The 16,063-nt window shown below is 45.2% G+C and carries 16 protein-coding genes; 15 read left to right on the forward strand and 1 reads right to left on the reverse strand.

Features of this window, described 5'->3' with window-relative positions:
- Positions 1-6: 6 nt before the first annotated feature.
- The 12 genes from coaBC to spoVM all read left to right on the forward strand — a co-directional run bounded on the left by coaBC (position 7) and on the right by spoVM (position 12,682).
- Positions 7-1,227 carry a bifunctional phosphopantothenoylcysteine decarboxylase/phosphopantothenate--cysteine ligase CoaBC gene (gene coaBC, locus MHI44_RS20015; protein WP_339202563.1) on the forward strand — a complete coding sequence of 407 codons (1,221 nt, stop codon included), beginning with the start codon at positions 7-9 and terminating at the stop codon, positions 1,225-1,227.
- A complete protein-coding gene (gene priA, locus MHI44_RS20020) occupies positions 1,224-3,641 on the forward strand; it encodes a primosomal protein N' (protein ID WP_339202564.1) in 2,418 nt (805 codons plus the stop codon). Before coaBC ends, priA begins: the two co-directional genes overlap by 4 nt.
- Before the next feature lie 26 nt (positions 3,642-3,667).
- On the forward strand, positions 3,668-4,150 hold the full coding sequence (gene def / locus MHI44_RS20025; RefSeq protein ID WP_029726494.1) for a peptide deformylase: 483 nt from the start codon (positions 3,668-3,670) through the stop codon (positions 4,148-4,150).
- 4 nt (positions 4,151-4,154) lie between these two features.
- A complete protein-coding gene (gene fmt, locus MHI44_RS20030; protein WP_029317789.1) occupies positions 4,155-5,108 on the forward strand; it encodes a methionyl-tRNA formyltransferase in 954 nt (317 codons plus the stop codon).
- Entirely contained in the window at positions 5,095-6,438 is a 1,344-nt protein-coding gene (gene rsmB / locus MHI44_RS20035; protein WP_038427651.1) for a 16S rRNA (cytosine(967)-C(5))-methyltransferase RsmB, read from the forward strand. The genes fmt and rsmB overlap by 14 nt, the downstream gene beginning before the upstream one ends.
- A 3-nt stretch (positions 6,439-6,441) precedes the next feature.
- Positions 6,442-7,533, forward strand: a complete 1,092-nt coding sequence (gene rlmN, locus MHI44_RS20040) for a 23S rRNA (adenine(2503)-C(2))-methyltransferase RlmN (protein WP_014476780.1) — start codon at positions 6,442-6,444, stop codon at positions 7,531-7,533.
- A 6-nt stretch (positions 7,534-7,539) separates the two neighbouring features.
- Positions 7,540-8,304: a protein-serine/threonine phosphatase PrpC gene (gene prpC / locus MHI44_RS20045; protein WP_014479762.1), complete on the forward strand. Its 765-nt coding sequence runs from the start codon at positions 7,540-7,542 to the stop codon at positions 8,302-8,304.
- On the forward strand, positions 8,298-10,244 hold the full coding sequence (gene prkC, locus MHI44_RS20050; protein WP_119899312.1) for a serine/threonine protein kinase PrkC: 1,947 nt from the start codon (positions 8,298-8,300) through the stop codon (positions 10,242-10,244). The genes prpC and prkC overlap by 7 nt, the downstream gene beginning before the upstream one ends.
- 14 nt (positions 10,245-10,258) lie before the next feature.
- On the forward strand, positions 10,259-11,155 hold the full coding sequence (gene rsgA / locus MHI44_RS20055; RefSeq protein ID WP_014476783.1) for a ribosome small subunit-dependent GTPase A: 897 nt from the start codon (positions 10,259-10,261) through the stop codon (positions 11,153-11,155).
- Positions 11,156-11,159: 4 nt separating this feature from the next.
- Complete coding sequence (gene rpe / locus MHI44_RS20060) at positions 11,160-11,813, forward strand: ribulose-phosphate 3-epimerase (protein WP_003232058.1); 654 nt, start codon at positions 11,160-11,162, stop codon at positions 11,811-11,813.
- Between the two features lie 72 nt (positions 11,814-11,885).
- Complete coding sequence (locus tag MHI44_RS20065) at positions 11,886-12,530, forward strand: thiamine diphosphokinase (protein ID WP_003245470.1); 645 nt, start codon at positions 11,886-11,888, stop codon at positions 12,528-12,530.
- Between the two features lie 71 nt (positions 12,531-12,601).
- Positions 12,602-12,682 (forward strand): stage V sporulation protein SpoVM, encoded by an 81-nt coding sequence (gene spoVM / locus MHI44_RS20070; RefSeq protein WP_003221545.1) that lies wholly within the window; start codon positions 12,602-12,604, stop codon positions 12,680-12,682.
- 72 nt (positions 12,683-12,754) lie between these two features.
- Here spoVM and rpmB read toward each other — a convergent pair whose 3' ends face one another.
- Positions 12,755-12,943: a 50S ribosomal protein L28 gene (gene rpmB, locus MHI44_RS20075; protein ID WP_003221548.1), complete on the reverse strand. Its 189-nt coding sequence runs from the start codon at positions 12,941-12,943 to the stop codon at positions 12,755-12,757.
- A gap of 276 nt (positions 12,944-13,219) precedes the next feature.
- Between rpmB and MHI44_RS20080 the strand changes: the two genes are divergently transcribed.
- From MHI44_RS20080 to sdaAB, 3 genes are all read left to right on the forward strand, one after another.
- A complete protein-coding gene (locus MHI44_RS20080; RefSeq protein ID WP_003232054.1) occupies positions 13,220-13,582 on the forward strand; it encodes an Asp23/Gls24 family envelope stress response protein in 363 nt (120 codons plus the stop codon).
- Between the two features lie 15 nt (positions 13,583-13,597).
- The gene (locus MHI44_RS20085; RefSeq protein ID WP_339202565.1) at positions 13,598-15,259 is read left to right on the forward strand and encodes a DAK2 domain-containing protein; all 1,662 of its coding nucleotides are present in this window, start codon (positions 13,598-13,600) and stop codon (positions 15,257-15,259) included.
- A 138-nt stretch (positions 15,260-15,397) separates the two neighbouring features.
- Complete coding sequence (sdaAB, locus tag MHI44_RS20090) at positions 15,398-16,060, forward strand: L-serine ammonia-lyase, iron-sulfur-dependent subunit beta (protein WP_003232050.1); 663 nt, start codon at positions 15,398-15,400, stop codon at positions 16,058-16,060.
- Positions 16,061-16,063 lie beyond the last annotated feature (3 nt).

Genomic DNA, 16,063 nt, shown 5'->3' on the forward strand with positions numbered 1-16,063 from the left:
AATTCATTGCTAAACAATCGAAATGTGTTACTTTGCGTGAGCGGAGGCATCGCTGTTTATAAAGCCTGTGCGTTAACGAGCAAGCTGGTTCAGGCAGGAGCAAATGTCAAAGTGATTATGACTGAATCCGCTTGCCGATTCGTTTCACCGCTGACATTTCAGGCATTGAGCCGCCACGAAGTCTATACAGATACATTTAAAGAACAAAATCCAAGCGTTATTTCTCATATTGATGCTGCAGACTGGGCCGACTTGATTATCGTAGCGCCGGCTACTGCAAATGTGATTGGAAAACTGGCAAACGGCATCGCTGATGATATGCTGACGACAACATTGTTGGCAGCAACGGCTCCCGTTTGGATCGCGCCGGCGATGAACGTTCATATGTATGACCACCCGGCAGTCAAACGAAACATTTCTGTTCTTTATCAGGACGGTTATCGTTTTATTGAGCCAAGTGAGGGCTATTTAGCATGCGGTTACGTAGGAAAAGGCAGATTGGAAGAGCCGGAAAACATCGTAAAGCTGGCCGAAAAACATTTTGCTGAAGAAACATCCGCTCCTTTAGAAGGCAAGCATGTGGTCATTACAGCCGGCCCAACGCGGGAAGCGATTGATCCTGTCCGGTTTTTTACCAATAAATCGACGGGCAAAATGGGCTACGCACTAGCGGAGGCTGCTGTTCAGCTCGGCGCACGGGTAACCTTAATTTCTGGGCCTGTTTCACTTGATCAGCCTAAAGGCCTTGCTGAGTTTATCCCTGTTCAATCGGCTGCGGATATGCGCGAAGCTGTGCTCTCTGTTTATGACGCAAGCGATATAGTCATTAAAACAGCTGCGGTAGCCGATTTTACGCCGAAAACAGTATTTGACCATAAAATGAAAAAACAAGACGGCAGCATGACCTTAGAACTGAAAAGAACAGTCGATATTTTGAAAGAATTGGGCGAGAAAAAGAAAGAGCAGATTTTGGTCGGATTTGCCGCCGAAACACAAGACATTGAACACTATGCACGTAAAAAGCTCGCCGCTAAAAACCTTGATTTGATTGTGGCAAATGATGTGAAAGCAAATGGGGCCGGTTTTGGTGCTGATACGAATATCGTGACAATCTTTTTCAAAGACGGGCATAAACGCGAACTCCCGATTATGTCTAAGCTCGATGTTTCTTTTGAAATTCTTCAGGAGATCGCAGCCCTCTCAAAACAAACCGGAGAGCGCTCATGAATTTTGCAGAAGTCATCGTTGATGTCAGCACTAAAAATATAGACAGGCCTTTTGATTATAAAATCCCAGACCATCTGAAGGGCATGATCAAAACGGGGATGCGGGTCATTGTTCCGTTTGGCCCCCGTAAGATTCAAGGGTTTGTGACAGCAGTCAAAGAAGCATCTGACCTATCGGGAAAATCTGTCAAGGAAGTAGAGGATTTATTAGATCTTACACCTGTTCTGACAGAGGAGCTTATGGATCTGTCATCATGGCTGTCAGACAAAACGCTGTCTTTTAAAATAACGGCGCTTCAAGCAATGCTGCCTGCCGCCTTAAAGGCGAAATATGAAAAAGAATTAAAAATTGCACACGGCGCCGATCTTCCGCCGCAAGTGGAACGGCTGTTTTCTGAAACAAAGACGCTATTGTATTCAGATATACCCGATCATGATACGCTGAAACTGATTCAAAGGCATGTTCAAAAAGGGGCCATTGACGTGACGTATAAAGTCGCGCAAAAAACCAATAAAAAAATGGTCAGGCATATTCAGGCAAATGCGAGTAAAGAAGAGCTTGTTAAGCAGGCTGAGGGATTGTCCCGCCAAGCAGCAAAACAGCAGGCGATTCTTCACTTTCTCATCTCTGAGCCGGAAGGTGTGAAAATTCCTGCGGCGGAATTGTGCAAAAAAACGGACACGAGCTCTGCAACCATCAAAACCCTTATCCAAAAAGGGCTTTTGAAGGAAAGCTATGAAGAGGTTTACAGAGATCCCTATCAGGACAAAATGTTCAAAAAAACAGAGCCCCTGCCGCTGACAGACGAACAGAGGGCTGCCTTCGAGCCCATACGCGAGACATTGGACAGCGATGAGCATAAAGTGTTCCTCCTTCACGGCGTGACAGGAAGCGGAAAAACCGAAATTTATCTGCAATCAATTGAAAAAGTACTGGCGAAAGGAAAAGAAGCCATCGTCCTCGTACCGGAAATATCGCTGACGCCGCAAATGGTCAACCGCTTCAAGGGCCGCTTCGGCTCCCAGGTGGCAGTCATGCACAGCGGTTTATCCACAGGAGAAAAATATGACGAGTGGCGTAAAATCCACCGGAAGGAAGTACGGCTTGTCGTCGGTGCCAGATCCGCCATTTTTGCTCCGTTTGAAAATCTCGGAATGATAATCATCGATGAAGAGCACGAGTCTTCCTATAAACAGGAAGAAATGCCGCGCTATCATGCGAAAGAGGTGGCAATCAAGCGGGCTGAGCATCACAGCTGCCCGGTTGTATTAGGGAGTGCTACGCCGACATTAGAATCATATGCAAGAGCGCAAAAGGGCGTATACGAGCTTCTTTCACTGAAGCACCGTGTTAACCATCGGGTGATGCCCGAGGTTTCGCTTGTCGATATGAGAGAGGAGCTTAGAAACGGCAATCGCTCGATGTTTTCAGTTGAATTGATGGAAAAGCTTGAAGAAACGATTGCCAAGGGTGAGCAGGCGGTGCTGTTTTTAAATAAGAGGGGCTACTCTTCCTTTGTGATGTGCAGGGATTGCGGCTATGTCCCGCAATGCCCGCACTGCGACATTTCCATGACGTATCATCGTTACGGCCAAAGGCTGAAATGCCATTATTGCGGACATGAAGAGCCTGTTCCGCACACTTGTCCTGAATGCGCAAGCGAGCATATCCGCTTTTTCGGAACGGGAACACAGCGAGTGGAGGAAGAGCTGACAAAAGTGCTGCCAAGTGCGAGAGTGATTCGGATGGATGTTGACACGACATCACGGAAAGGCGCCCATGAAAAATTACTGTCAGCTTTCGGAGAAGGAAAAGCGGATATTCTTCTCGGAACGCAAATGATCGCGAAAGGGCTTGATTTTCCGAATGTCACGCTTGTCGGAGTGTTAAGTGCTGATACAACACTTCATATTCCTGATTTCAGATCGGCTGAAAAAACATTTCAGCTGTTAACGCAAGTCAGCGGCCGGGCAGGCAGGCATGAAAAGCCCGGCCATGTCATCATTCAAACGTATACACCGTCTCATTACAGTATCCAGCTGACGAAAACACACGATTATGAAACGTTCTATCAGCATGAAATGGCGCACAGGAGAGAGCAATCCTATCCGCCATACTACTATTTGGCTCTTGTGACTGTTTCTCATGAGGAAGTGGCGAAAGCAGCGGTTACAGCTGAAAAAATCGCTCATTTTTTGAAAGCAAACTGCGGAGCTGACACGAAAATTCTCGGACCAAGCGCGTCGCCGATAGCCAGGATCAAAGATAGATATCGCTATCAATGCGTGATAAAATACAAACAGGAAACCCAGTTATCCGCTTTATTGAAGAAGATACTGGAACATTATAAACGCGAAATTGAACAAAAACATGTAATGATTTCAATTGATATGAATCCTTATATGATGATGTAAGATCTCACGTCTTGGAGGGTAACAAATTGGCAGTAAAAAAGGTCGTCACACATCCTGCGGAGGTTTTGGAAACACCTGCGGAAACCGTGACTGTTTTTGATAAAAAGCTAAAAAAACTGCTTGATGATATGTACGACACCATGCTTGAAATGGATGGTGTCGGACTGGCAGCGCCGCAAATCGGCATTTTAAAAAGAGCGGCCGTCGTAGATATCGGGGATGACAGAGGGAGAATTGATCTCGTTAATCCTGAAATTTTAGAAAAAAGCGGCGAGCAAACCGGAATTGAAGGATGCTTGAGCTTTCCTAACGTCTATGGTGATGTCACACGTGCCGATTATGTCAAAGTGCGTGCGTTTAACCGTCAGGGAAAACCGTTCATTCTGGAAGCGCGAGGCTTTTTAGCAAGAGCCGTGCAGCATGAAATGGACCACTTAGACGGTGTGTTGTTTACATCTAAAATAAGTAAATACTATACAGAAGATGAACTAGCGGATATGGAAGGATGATTTGATGACGAGAATCGTATTTATGGGAACGCCGGATTTTTCAGTTCCTGTTTTAAGAACCCTGATTGAGGACGGATATGAAGTAGTGGGGGTCGTCACACAGCCGGACCGTCCGAAGGGCAGAAAAAAAGTCATGACACCTCCTCCGGTCAAGGAAGAGGCATTGCGTCACGGCATCCCGGTTCTTCAGCCGGAAAAAGTCAGATTGACAGAAGAAATTGAGAAAGTGCTGGCATTAAAGCCTGACCTGATTGTAACGGCGGCATTCGGACAAATTTTGCCTAAAGAGCTTCTCGACAGTCCAAAATACGGCTGCATTAACGTTCACGCATCCCTTTTGCCGGAACTGCGCGGCGGTGCTCCGATCCATTATTCCATTCTGCAGGGAAAGAAGAAAACTGGGGTTACCATTATGTATATGGTGGAAAAATTGGATGCGGGCGATATGATCTCAAAAGTGGAAGTGGACATTGAAGAAACCGACAATGTCGGAACACTGCACGATAAATTAAGCGTTGCTGGCGCGAAGCTATTGTCTGAAACGGTTCCAAACGTCATTGCCGGAAGCATATCACCTGAAAAGCAGGATGAAGAGAAAGCGACGTACGCGCCTAATATCAAAAGAGAGCAAGAGCTGCTCGACTGGTCCAGAACGGGCGAAGAGCTTTACAACCAGATCCGCGGCTTAAATCCATGGCCTGTTGCTTATACGACTCTAAACGGACAAAACTTGAAAGTGTGGGAATCGAAAAAAACACCCGCACCAACCAAAGCTGAGCCAGGCACAGTCGTTGCGGTTGAAAAGGAAGGGATTATCGTTGCCACAGGTAACGAGACGGCTCTGTTATTAACCGAACTCCAGCCGGCAGGCAAAAAACGAATGAAAGGCGAAGACTTTGTGCGAGGCGCTCATGTTGAAGCCGGTGATGTGTTAGGAGTAAACAATGAAAAAAACTAGTGTTCGTGACATCGCCCTTGAGGCGCTGATCAAATTAGAACAAAACCAGGCATACAGCAACCTGCTGCTGAAATCGGTCATTAAATCAAATGAACTGAGTGATCAGGACAGAGGGCTTTTGACTGAACTTGTCTATGGTACATTACAAAATAAGATCGCGCTTGATTATATGCTTAAACCGTTTATCAATAAGCCTCAAAAGGTAAAGCCGTGGGTGATTCAGCTTCTTCGCCTATCCTTATATCAAATGGAGTATTTAGAGAAGATTCCAGACAGGGCAGCCATCCATGAAGCGGTTGAGATTGCTAAAATCCGCGGTCACAAAGGCATTGCTTCATTTGTCAACGGCGTGCTCCGTTCTATTCAGCGCGAAGGTGTTCCATCCTTTGACTCGATCGAAGATCCTGTACGCCGGCTGGCGACAGAAACAAGCCATCCGGAATGGCTTGTGAAAGAGTGGGCGGATGCGTATGGATTTGAAGCTGCGGAAAAGATTTGCCGCATCCATCTCATTCCGCCGAAGCAGACGCTGCGTGTCAATGAAATGAAAGCAGACAGAGCTGAGCTGCTTGACCAAATGGCTGCTGAGGGAATCGAAGTTGAAAAAGGCGACCTCGCTGAAGATGCAGTGAAGCTCTTAAAGGGAACAATTGCCGGAACTCATTTCTTCCAAAACGGCGAAGTATCCATCCAGGATGAGAGCTCCATGCTCGTCGCCCGCGCCCTTGATCCTAAGTCAGATGAAACAGTGCTTGACGCGTGTGCGGCGCCTGGCGGAAAGTCGGCTCATATCGCAGAATTAATGAAGAACAAGGGGAGCGTTACGTCGCTTGATCTTCACAAACATAAAGTGAAGCTGATCAAAGAAGCGGCAGACCGGCTTGGCCTGACAATCATTCATGCGGAAACAATGGATGCTAGAAAAGCGGGGGAAACGTTTGAAAACGAACAGTTTGACCGAATATTGGTCGATGCCCCGTGCTCAGGTTTCGGTGTTATCAGAAGAAAGCCGGACATGAAATACACGAAAAAGCCTGACGACAGCGCCCGTCTAGCTGAAATCCAGCTGTCGATCTTGAGGGAAATCGCACCATTAGTAAAAAAAGGTGGCACTCTTGTCTACAGTACGTGTACAATGGACCGGACAGAAAATGATGAAGTAATACATGCGTTTATACAAGAACATCCTGATTTTGAACCCGATTTGTCTCTTGAAAAGCGGCTGCCTGAAAAGGTGAGACCCTTTGTTCGGGATGGAAGGCTTCAAATCCTTCCTCATTATTTCGGAACAGATGGTTTCTTTATTTGCAGCATGAGAAAGAAGGGATAAGCAATGGCAGAACTTAATAAAACAAAAGTAAGAAAAGAATTGCGGACAGAGCGTCCGTCTATTTATTCTTTTGAATTAGATGAAATTAAACAATGGCTGACAGACAACGGAGAGAAACCGTTCCGTGCGGCTCAGATCTTTGAATGGCTATATGAAAAACGCGTATCTTCTTTTGAAGAAATGACAAACCTCTCAAAGGATCTGCGTGAGAAATTAAACACTCACTTTGTGTTAACAACGCTGAAAACGGCTGTTAAACAAACTTCTCAAGACGGTACGATGAAGTTTTTGTTTGAGCTTCATGACGGTTATACCATCGAAACCGTTTTAATGAGACACGAGTATGGCAATTCTGTATGTGTAACGACACAAGTCGGCTGCCGTATTGGCTGCACATTCTGCGCGTCAACGCTTGGAGGCTTAAAACGAAACCTTGAAGCAGGGGAAATTGTCGCTCAAGTAGTCAAAGTGCAAAAAGCTCTTGATGAAACGGATGAACGCGTCAGCTCTGTCGTGATCATGGGAATCGGCGAACCTTTTGATAACTTTAACGAAATGCTCGCTTTCTTGAAAATCATTAACCATGACAAGGGCCTGAATATCGGTGCTCGCCATATTACGGTCTCTACGAGTGGGATCATCCCGAAAATTTACGAATTTGCTGATCAGCAAATGCAGATTAACTTTGCAATTTCTCTGCACGCGCCGAACACAGAAATCAGAAGCCGTTTGATGCCGATTAACAGAGCATATAAACTGCCTGATCTAATGGAAGCCGTTAAATATTATATTAATAAAACGGGACGCCGCATCAGCTTTGAATACGGGCTGTTCGGAGGCGTAAACGACCAGGTGGAACACGCCGAAGAGCTTGCCGACTTGCTGGAAGGAGTCAAATGCCACGTGAACTTGATTCCGGTAAACTACGTGCCTGAACGGGACTATGTGCGCACACCGCGTGATCAGATTTTTGCTTTTGAAAAAACGCTGAAATCCCGCGGAGTAAATGTCACAATCCGAAGAGAGCAAGGACATGACATTGACGCAGCCTGCGGTCAGCTTCGCGCGAAGGAGCGTCAAGACGAGACGAGGTGATGAGGGTTGTTAACAGCCTTAAAAACAGATACAGGAAAAATCCGCCAGCATAATGAAGATGATGCGGGGATATTCAAGGGGAAAGATGAATTTATATTAGCGGTTGTCGCTGATGGCATGGGCGGCCATCTTGCTGGAGATGTTGCGAGCAAGATGGCTGTGAAAGCCATGGGGGAGAAATGGAATGAAGCAGAGACGATTCCAACTGCGCCCTCGGAATGTGAAAAATGGCTCATTGAACAGATTCTTTCGGTAAACAGCAAAATATACGATCACGCTCAAGCCCACGAAGAATGCCAAGGCATGGGGACGACGATTGTATGTGCGCTTTTTACGGGGAAAACGGTTTCTGTTGCCCATATCGGAGACAGCAGATGCTATTTGCTTCAGGACGATGATTTCGTTCAAGTGACAGAAGACCATTCGCTTGTAAATGAACTGGTTCGCACTGGAGAGATTTCCAGAGAAGACGCTGAACATCATCCGCGAAAAAATGTGTTGACGAAGGCGCTTGGAACAGACCAGTCAGTCAGTATTGACACCCGTTCCTTTGATATAGAACCCGGAGACAAACTGCTTCTATGTTCTGACGGACTGACGAATAAAGTGGAAGGCACTGAGTTAAAAGACATCCTGCAAAGCGATTCAGCTCCTCAGGAAAAAGTAAACCTGCTTGTGGACAAAGCCAATCAGAATGGCGGAGAAGACAACATAACAGCAGTTTTGCTTGAGCTTGCTTTACAAGTTGAAGAGGGTGAAGATCAGTGCTAATCGGCAAGCGGATCAGCGGGCGTTACCAAATTCTCCGCGTTATAGGCGGCGGGGGAATGGCCAACGTGTATTTAGCTGAGGATATCATTCTAGACCGTGAAGTCGCAATTAAAATCCTGCGGTTTGACTATGCAAATGACAATGAATTTATCAGGCGTTTCCGCAGAGAAGCCCAATCCGCATCAAGCCTCGATCACCCGAATATTGTTAGCATTTACGATTTGGGCGAGGAAGATGATATTTATTATATTGTCATGGAATATGTTGAAGGCATGACGCTTAAAGAATACATAACAGCAAATGGGCCGCTTCACCCTAAAGAAGCGCTGAACATCATGGAGCAAATTGTCTCAGCCATCGCTCATGCCCATCAAAACCAGATTGTTCACAGAGACATCAAGCCGCATAACATTTTGATTGATCATATGGGAAATATCAAAGTAACGGATTTTGGAATTGCGACGGCACTAAGTTCGACCACAATCACCCATACCAATTCAGTTCTGGGCTCGGTCCATTACTTATCACCTGAACAGGCCCGGGGCGGCTTAGCCACAAAGAAATCGGATATTTATGCGCTTGGAATCGTTCTATTTGAGCTTTTAACCGGCCGTATTCCGTTTGATGGAGAGTCAGCAGTCAGCATCGCCTTGAAGCATCTTCAAGCGGAAACTCCTTCGGCAAAAAGGTGGAATCCATCGGTCCCCCAAAGCGTTGAAAACATCATACTCAAGGCAACTGCCAAAGATCCTTTTCATCGCTACGAAACGGCTGAAGACATGGAAGCAGACATAAAAACAGCTTTTGATGCCGACAGACTCAATGAAAAGAGATTTACGATTCAAGAAGATGAAGAAATGACAAAAGCGATACCTATCATTAAAGATGAAGAACTCGCTAAAGCTGCTGGCGAAAAAGAAGCTGAAGTGACAACCGCACAAGAAAACAAAACAAAGAAGAACGGCAAAAGAAAAAAGTGGCCGTGGGTTTTGCTCACGATATGCCTCGTTTTTATCACAGCTGGAATTCTTGCTGTCACTGTTTTTCCGTCGCTTTTCATGCCTAAGGATGTCAAAATACCTGATGTCTCCGGAATGGAATACGAAAAAGCCGCAGGGCTCTTGGGAAAAGAAGGTTTACAGGTTGATTCCGAGGTGTTAGAAATCTCAGATGAAAAAATTGAAGAGGGCCTGATGGTAAAAACGGATCCTAAAGCGGATACCACGGTCAAAGAAGGCGCCACGGTCACCCTTTATAAGAGCACCGGAAAAGCAAAAACGGAGATCGGTGATGTGACAGGCCAAACGGTCGACCAGGCAAAAAAAGCGTTGAAGGACCAAGGGTTTAAACATGTAACAGTAAATGAAGTGAATGACGAGAAAAATGCGGGCACTGTCATTGACCAAAATCCTTCAGCAGGGACTGAGCTTGTCCCGAGTGAAGATCAAGTCAAACTTACAGTCAGTATCGGACCCGAAGATATTACGCTTAGAGACTTGAAAACCTACAGTAAAGAAGCAGCGTCTGGATATCTGGAAGACAACGGATTGAAGCTTGTAGAAAAAGAAGCATACTCAGATGATGTTCCAGAAGGACAGGTTGTCAAACAAAAACCAGCAGCAGGTACGGCAGTAAAGCCGGGAAACGAAGTTGAAGTGACATTCTCTCTCGGACCAGAGAAAAAACCTGCGAAAACAGTGAAAGAAAAGGTCAAGATCCCCTACGAACCAGAAAATGAAGGGGACGAACTTCAAGTGCAAATCGCAGTTGACGATGCGGATCACAGCATCTCTGACACTTACGAAGAATTTAAGATAAAAGAGCCGACTGAACGAACGATCGAACTAAAGATTGAACCCGGCCAAAAAGGGTACTATCAAGTAATGGTAAACAATAAAGTTGTCAGCTACAAAACCATTGAGTATCCGAAAGATGAATAACAAGGAGGGAAAATATGCCTGAGGGCAAAATTATTAAGGCGCTAAGCGGCTTTTACTATGTACTGGATGAATCAGAGGATTCAGATAAAGTAATACAATGCAGAGGAAGAGGCATTTTCAGAAAAAACAAAATTACCCCTCTTGTCGGTGATTACGTTGTGTACCAGGCTGAAAATGACAAAGAAGGATATCTAATGGAAATTAAAGAAAGAACCAACGAGCTTATCAGGCCGCCAATTTGCAACGTTGATCAAGCGGTCCTTGTTTTCTCAGCGGTTCAGCCTTCTTTCAGCACGGCATTGCTCGACCGCTTCCTGGTTCTCGTTGAGGCCAATGATATTCAGCCGATTATATGCATTACTAAAATGGATCTGATTGAAGATCAAGATACAGAAGATACGATACAAGCCTATGCAGAGGACTATCGGAATATTGGTTATGACGTATACCTTACCTCCTCTAAGGACCAAGATAGTTTAGCGGACATCATCCCGCATTTTCAGGATAAAACAACGGTATTTGCCGGTCAGTCCGGTGTTGGGAAATCCTCGCTTCTCAACGCGATCAGTCCGGAGCTCGGATTAAGAACAAACGAGATTTCTGAGCATTTGGGCCGCGGGAAACACACAACCCGCCACGTGGAGCTGATTCACACGTCCGGAGGTTTGGTTGCAGATACACCGGGATTCAGCTCGCTTGAATTTACAGACATTGAGGAAGAAGAGCTGGGCTATACCTTCCCTGATATCAGAGAAAAAAGCGCTTCATGCAAATTTAGAGGCTGTTTACATCTGAAAGAGCCGAAATGTGCGGTGAAACAAGCTGTTGAAGACGGGGAATTAAAGCAGTATCGCTATGACCATTATGTTGAATTTATGACGGAGATTAAAGACAGAAAGCCGAGGTATTAGCATAATGATAAAGGTTGCACCATCTATTCTTTCCGCTGATTTTGCCGCTTTAGGCAATGAGATTAAAGATGTAGAAAAAGGCGGAGCCGATTGTATTCATATTGATGTTATGGACGGCCATTTTGTCCCGAATATCACAATCGGTCCGCTGATTGTAGAAGCGGTCCGGCCGGTAACGGATCTGCCGCTTGATGTCCATTTAATGATAGAAGAGCCGGATCGTTATATCCCGGCTTTTGCGAAAGCAGGCGCAGATATCCTGTCTGTGCATGCTGAGGCATGTCCGCACCTGCACCGTACCATCCAGCTCATTAAAGAGCAAGGAGTGAAGGCCGGAGTAGTTCTAAACCCGCATACCCCTGTACAAGTCATCGAGCATGTTTTCGACGATCTTGATCTTGTTCTTTTAATGACGGTGAACCCGGGCTTCGGCGGGCAGAAATTTATTCATTCAGTCCTTCCTAAAATAAAAGAGGTTAAGCGAATGGCGGATGAAAAAGGAAAAAAAGATCTGTTAATTGAAGTAGACGGCGGCGTCAACAAAGAAACCGCTCCGCTCGTCATTGAAGCGGGCGCAAATTTACTCGTTGCCGGTTCAGCTGTTTATGGCCAGTCTGACCGCAAAAAAGCAATTTCTGAAATCAGAGGAAGTAAATAAGCAGCTTTAGAAAAGAGCTGGGCATACAATAGCCTAAGCTCTTTTTCCTGTATGCAGAGAAAGGAATCAGAGATGAAAACAATTAATATCGTTGCGGGAGGCCCGAAAAATCTCATTCCCGATCTAACCGGCTATACGGATGAACACACGCTTTGGATCGGTGTTGACAAAGGCACCGTCACTCTCTTAGATGCCGGGATCATTCCTGTTGAAGCCTTCGGAGATTTTGACAGCATAACGGAGCAAGAACGCCGGCGAATAGAAAAAGCCGCTCCCGCCCTTCATGTGTATCAAGCAGAAAAAGATCAAACAGATTTAGACCTCGCCCTTGATTGGGCGCTGGAAAAGCAGCCGGATATTATTCAGATTTTCGGCATTACAGGCGGCAGAGCTGATCATTTTTTAGGAAACATTCAGCTTCTGTATAAAGGTGTAAAAACGAACATAAAAATTAGGCTGATAGACAAACAAAATCATATTCAAATGTTCCCTCCTGGTGAATATGATATTGAGAAGGATGAAAATAAGCGATATATCTCCTTCATACCGTTTTCCGAAGACATACATGAGCTGACCCTGACCGGTTTTAAATATCCTCTAAATAATTGTCATATTACGCTCGGTTCAACACTATGTATTAGTAACGAACTCATTCATTCACGAGGTACTTTTTCGTTTGCAAAAGGCATATTAATAATGATAAGAAGCACGGATTAAGCATGTGCTTTCATTCAATTGCTGAAAACAATGAACAAGGCGGTTACGGGACGTTATAGGAGGGGACAAAAATGAAATTTTACACCATTAAATTGCCGAAGTTTTTAGGAGGAATTGTCCGGGCGATGCTGGGCTCATTTAGAAAAGATTAATGCCCAGGGGTTCAAAGCCCTCTTTCACCACATAAAAACGCCTGCCACATATCGGGGCAGGCGTTCATTTTGTTATACACGCTCAACTTTACCGGATTTCAAAGCTCGAGCAGATACATATACTTTTTTAGGTTTTCCGTTCACAAGGATACGAACCTTTTGAAGATTCGCGCCCCAAGTGCGCTTAGAAGCGTTCATTGCGTGAGAACGGTTATTCCCAGCTGTTGTTTTTTTACCTGTGATAACGCATTTACGTGCCATTTGTTTCCCTCCTCACTTGCACAAAACATCTACTTTTTAACATTCATATAATCTTAGATGCTTTCGATATGGATACTTTAAATAATTTACCACAGCTAAAAAACGTTTGCAACTATTGTTTCATCATCTTTCAAGAAAATTCACTTGACATCTTGCGGAAACAGCAGCGCTATAGTATATGTAGAGGTACGGCCAGCGATTATTGCCTGGTCTTTTCATAATGGAAACCATATAGTAGAATAGCTGTAACTCTATGCATTCGAAGGAGGAACTAGTGTGTCCATTGAATTAAGAACGAAGTACGGACAGATTGATATATCTAATGAAGTCATCGCGATGGTTGCAGGAGGCGCGGCGGTTGACTGTTACGGCATTGTCGGCATGGCCTCTAAAAACCAGATTAAAGACGGACTGACTGAAATCCTTCGGAAAGAGAATTTCAGCAGGGGTGTCCAAGTTCGCCAAGAAGGAGAACAGATACATATCGACATGTATATCATTGTCAGCTACGGCACGAAAATTTCTGAAGTGGCACATAATGTCCAAACAAAAGTAAAGTACACAGTAAATCAAACCATCGGACTGGCAGTGGACTCTGTCAATATTTATGTCCAAGGCGTACGAGTGACGAACCCGTAGTTAGGAGGAGTAGGATTGTCTATCAGAACATTAAACGGCAGAACCTTTGCCGAGATGATTCTTGCGGGAGCGCAGAATCTGTCTCAAAACGCCAGTGCAGTTGATGCACTGAACGTGTTTCCGGTGCCGGACGGTGATACGGGAACAAATATGAACCTGTCGATGACTTCCGGAGCAAGAGAAGTTGAACAAATGGATACGGATGATATCGGGAAGGTGGGTTCCGCGTTATCTAAAGGGCTGCTCATGGGAGCACGCGGAAATTCAGGAGTTATCCTATCCCAATTGTTCCGCGGATTTAGCAAAAGCATTGAAACGAAAAAAGAAATTAATGCACTTGAGTTTGCCGCTGCGCTGCAAGCAGGTGTAGACATGGCGTATAAAGCTGTCATGAAACCTGTAGAGGGCACCATTTTAACAGTTGCAAAAGACGCTGCAAAAAAAGCGATGATCTTAGCAGAAAAAGAAACCGATATCACTGCGCTGATGATTGCAGTGACAGAAGAAGCAGAGGCGTCTTTAAACCGCACCCCTGAATTGCTACCTGTCCTAAAGGAAGTAGGAGTTGTCGATAGCGGGGGCAAAGGCCTGCTCTGTGTGTATGAAGGTTTCCTTGCTTCATTAAAAGGTGAAACTGTACCTCAGAAAGCAGTTCTTCCGTCACTTGACGACATGGTCAGCGCGGAGCATCACAAGAGCGCGCAAAGCATGATGAATACCGAAGATATTGAATTTGGATTCTGTACCGAAGTGATGGTTAGGCTTGATCAGACAAAAAGAGAGTTCGACGAAGGTACGTTCAGGCAAGACCTCAGCCAGTTCGGAGATTCTCTGCTTGTGATTGCGGATGAATTGCTGGCGAAGGTTCATATTCATGCTGAAGAGCCGGGAAACGTGTTAAACTACGCCCAGCATTACGGTGAATTGATCAAAATAAAAATAGAAAATATGAGAGAACAGCATACCTCTATCATCAGTCAAGAAAGCAAACCTGCAGACAACGAAATACCGCCGGCAAAACAGCCGTATGGCATTGTGACTGTAGCGATGGGAGAAGGAATTTCAGACCTATTCAAAAGCATTGGCGCTTCTGTTGTGATTGAAGGCGGCCAGACCATGAACCCAAGCACTGAGGATATTGTTGATGCCGTGAAGTCTGTATATGCAGATACGGTATTTATCCTGCCTAACAACTCCAACATTATCATGGCTGCTAACCAAGCGGCCAGCGTAGTGGATGAACAGGTTTTTGTCATTCCTGCTAAAACGGTTCCGCAAGGGATGTCAGCCCTGCTGGCTTTTAACCCGGATCAAGAAGCTGAAGCGAACGAGGCCAATATGCTAAGCGCCATTCAGCAAGTAAAAAGCGGACAGGTGACGTTCTCAGTCAGAGATACTCATATTGACGGTAAAGATATTAAAAAAGGCGACTTTATGGGCATTCTGAATGGAACGATTATCGGCACTTCTGAAAATCAGCTGTCAGCCGCGAAAATGCTGCTGTCAGAAATGATCGGAGAAGATGATGAAATCGTGACCATTCTATATGGTGAGGATGCGTCTCAGGAAGAAGCTGAGCAGCTTGAAGCGTTTCTCAGTGAAAAGTACGAGGAGATTGAGGTTGAGATCCACAATGGGAAACAGCCTCTGTATTCGTATATAGTTTCTGCAGAATAGAAGGGCAATTTGCCCTTCTATTCTTATGTCTGCTTTTAAGTGCGGCAGCGCTGTAACGTGCCCGCTTGCCATTTTATATCTGATCAATTAGTCTAGAAGCAAAGCGCTAATAAGCTCTGGTTCATAAGGAGGAATAGCATGAAATACAGAAGCGTTTTTGATATTATCGGCCCGGTTATGATCGGTCCGTCCAGCTCTCATACAGCGGGAGCTGCTAGAATCGGGAGAGTGGCCAGAAGTTTATTTGGCAGAGAGCCTGAGCGCATCATTGTATCTTTTTACGGCTCGTTTGCGGAAACGTATAAGGGCCACGGCACAGATGTCGCGATTATCGGCGGATTGCTTGATTTTGATACATTCGATGAACGGATTAAAACCGCTATACAAATTGCAGAAGCTAAAGGAATTGATATAGAGTTTCGGGTAGAAGACGCAGTCCCGGTCCATCCAAACACAGCAAAAATCACCATTTCTGATGAAAAGGGTGAGCTGGAACTGACGGGTATTTCGATTGGCGGAGGAAAGATTGAAATCACAGAATTGAATGGTTTTGAGCTCCGGCTGTCAGGAAATCATCCGGCCATATTAGTTGTTCATAATGACAAGTTTGGCACAATTGCCGGTGTTGCCAATGTTCTGGCGAAATTTTCAATCAACGTAGGACATATGGAAGTAGCCCGGAAAGATATCGGCCAGCTTGCGCTGATGACAATAGAGGTCGACCAAAATATTGACGACCACATTCTCGACGAGCTGTCGAAACTGCCGAATATTATTCAAGTGACAAAGATTGCTGACTAGCGA

The sequence above is a fragment of the Bacillus sp. FSL K6-1366 genome (genome assembly GCF_037976695.1).
In the GTDB taxonomy this organism is placed as follows: Bacteria; Bacillota; Bacilli; order Bacillales; family Bacillaceae; genus Bacillus; species Bacillus subtilis.

Coding starts and splice junctions, on each gene's coding strand:
- rlmN (WP_014476780.1), top strand. CDS start 6,442: ATGGCAGAACTTAATAAAACAAAAGTAAGAAAAGAATTGCGGACAGAG.
- rpmB (WP_003221548.1), bottom strand. CDS start 12,943: ATGGCACGTAAATGCGTTATCACAGGTAAAAAAACAACAGCTGGGAAT.
- sdaAB (WP_003232050.1), top strand. CDS start 15,398: ATGAAATACAGAAGCGTTTTTGATATTATCGGCCCGGTTATGATCGGT.
- rsmB (WP_038427651.1), top strand. CDS start 5,095: ATGAAAAAAACTAGTGTTCGTGACATCGCCCTTGAGGCGCTGATCAAA.
- fmt (WP_029317789.1), top strand. CDS start 4,155: ATGACGAGAATCGTATTTATGGGAACGCCGGATTTTTCAGTTCCTGTT.
- priA (WP_339202564.1), top strand. CDS start 1,224: ATGAATTTTGCAGAAGTCATCGTTGATGTCAGCACTAAAAATATAGAC.
- MHI44_RS20065 (WP_003245470.1), top strand. CDS start 11,886: ATGAAAACAATTAATATCGTTGCGGGAGGCCCGAAAAATCTCATTCCC.
- spoVM (WP_003221545.1), top strand. CDS start 12,602: ATGAAATTTTACACCATTAAATTGCCGAAGTTTTTAGGAGGAATTGTC.
- rpe (WP_003232058.1), top strand. CDS start 11,160: ATGATAAAGGTTGCACCATCTATTCTTTCCGCTGATTTTGCCGCTTTA.
- rsgA (WP_014476783.1), top strand. CDS start 10,259: ATGCCTGAGGGCAAAATTATTAAGGCGCTAAGCGGCTTTTACTATGTA.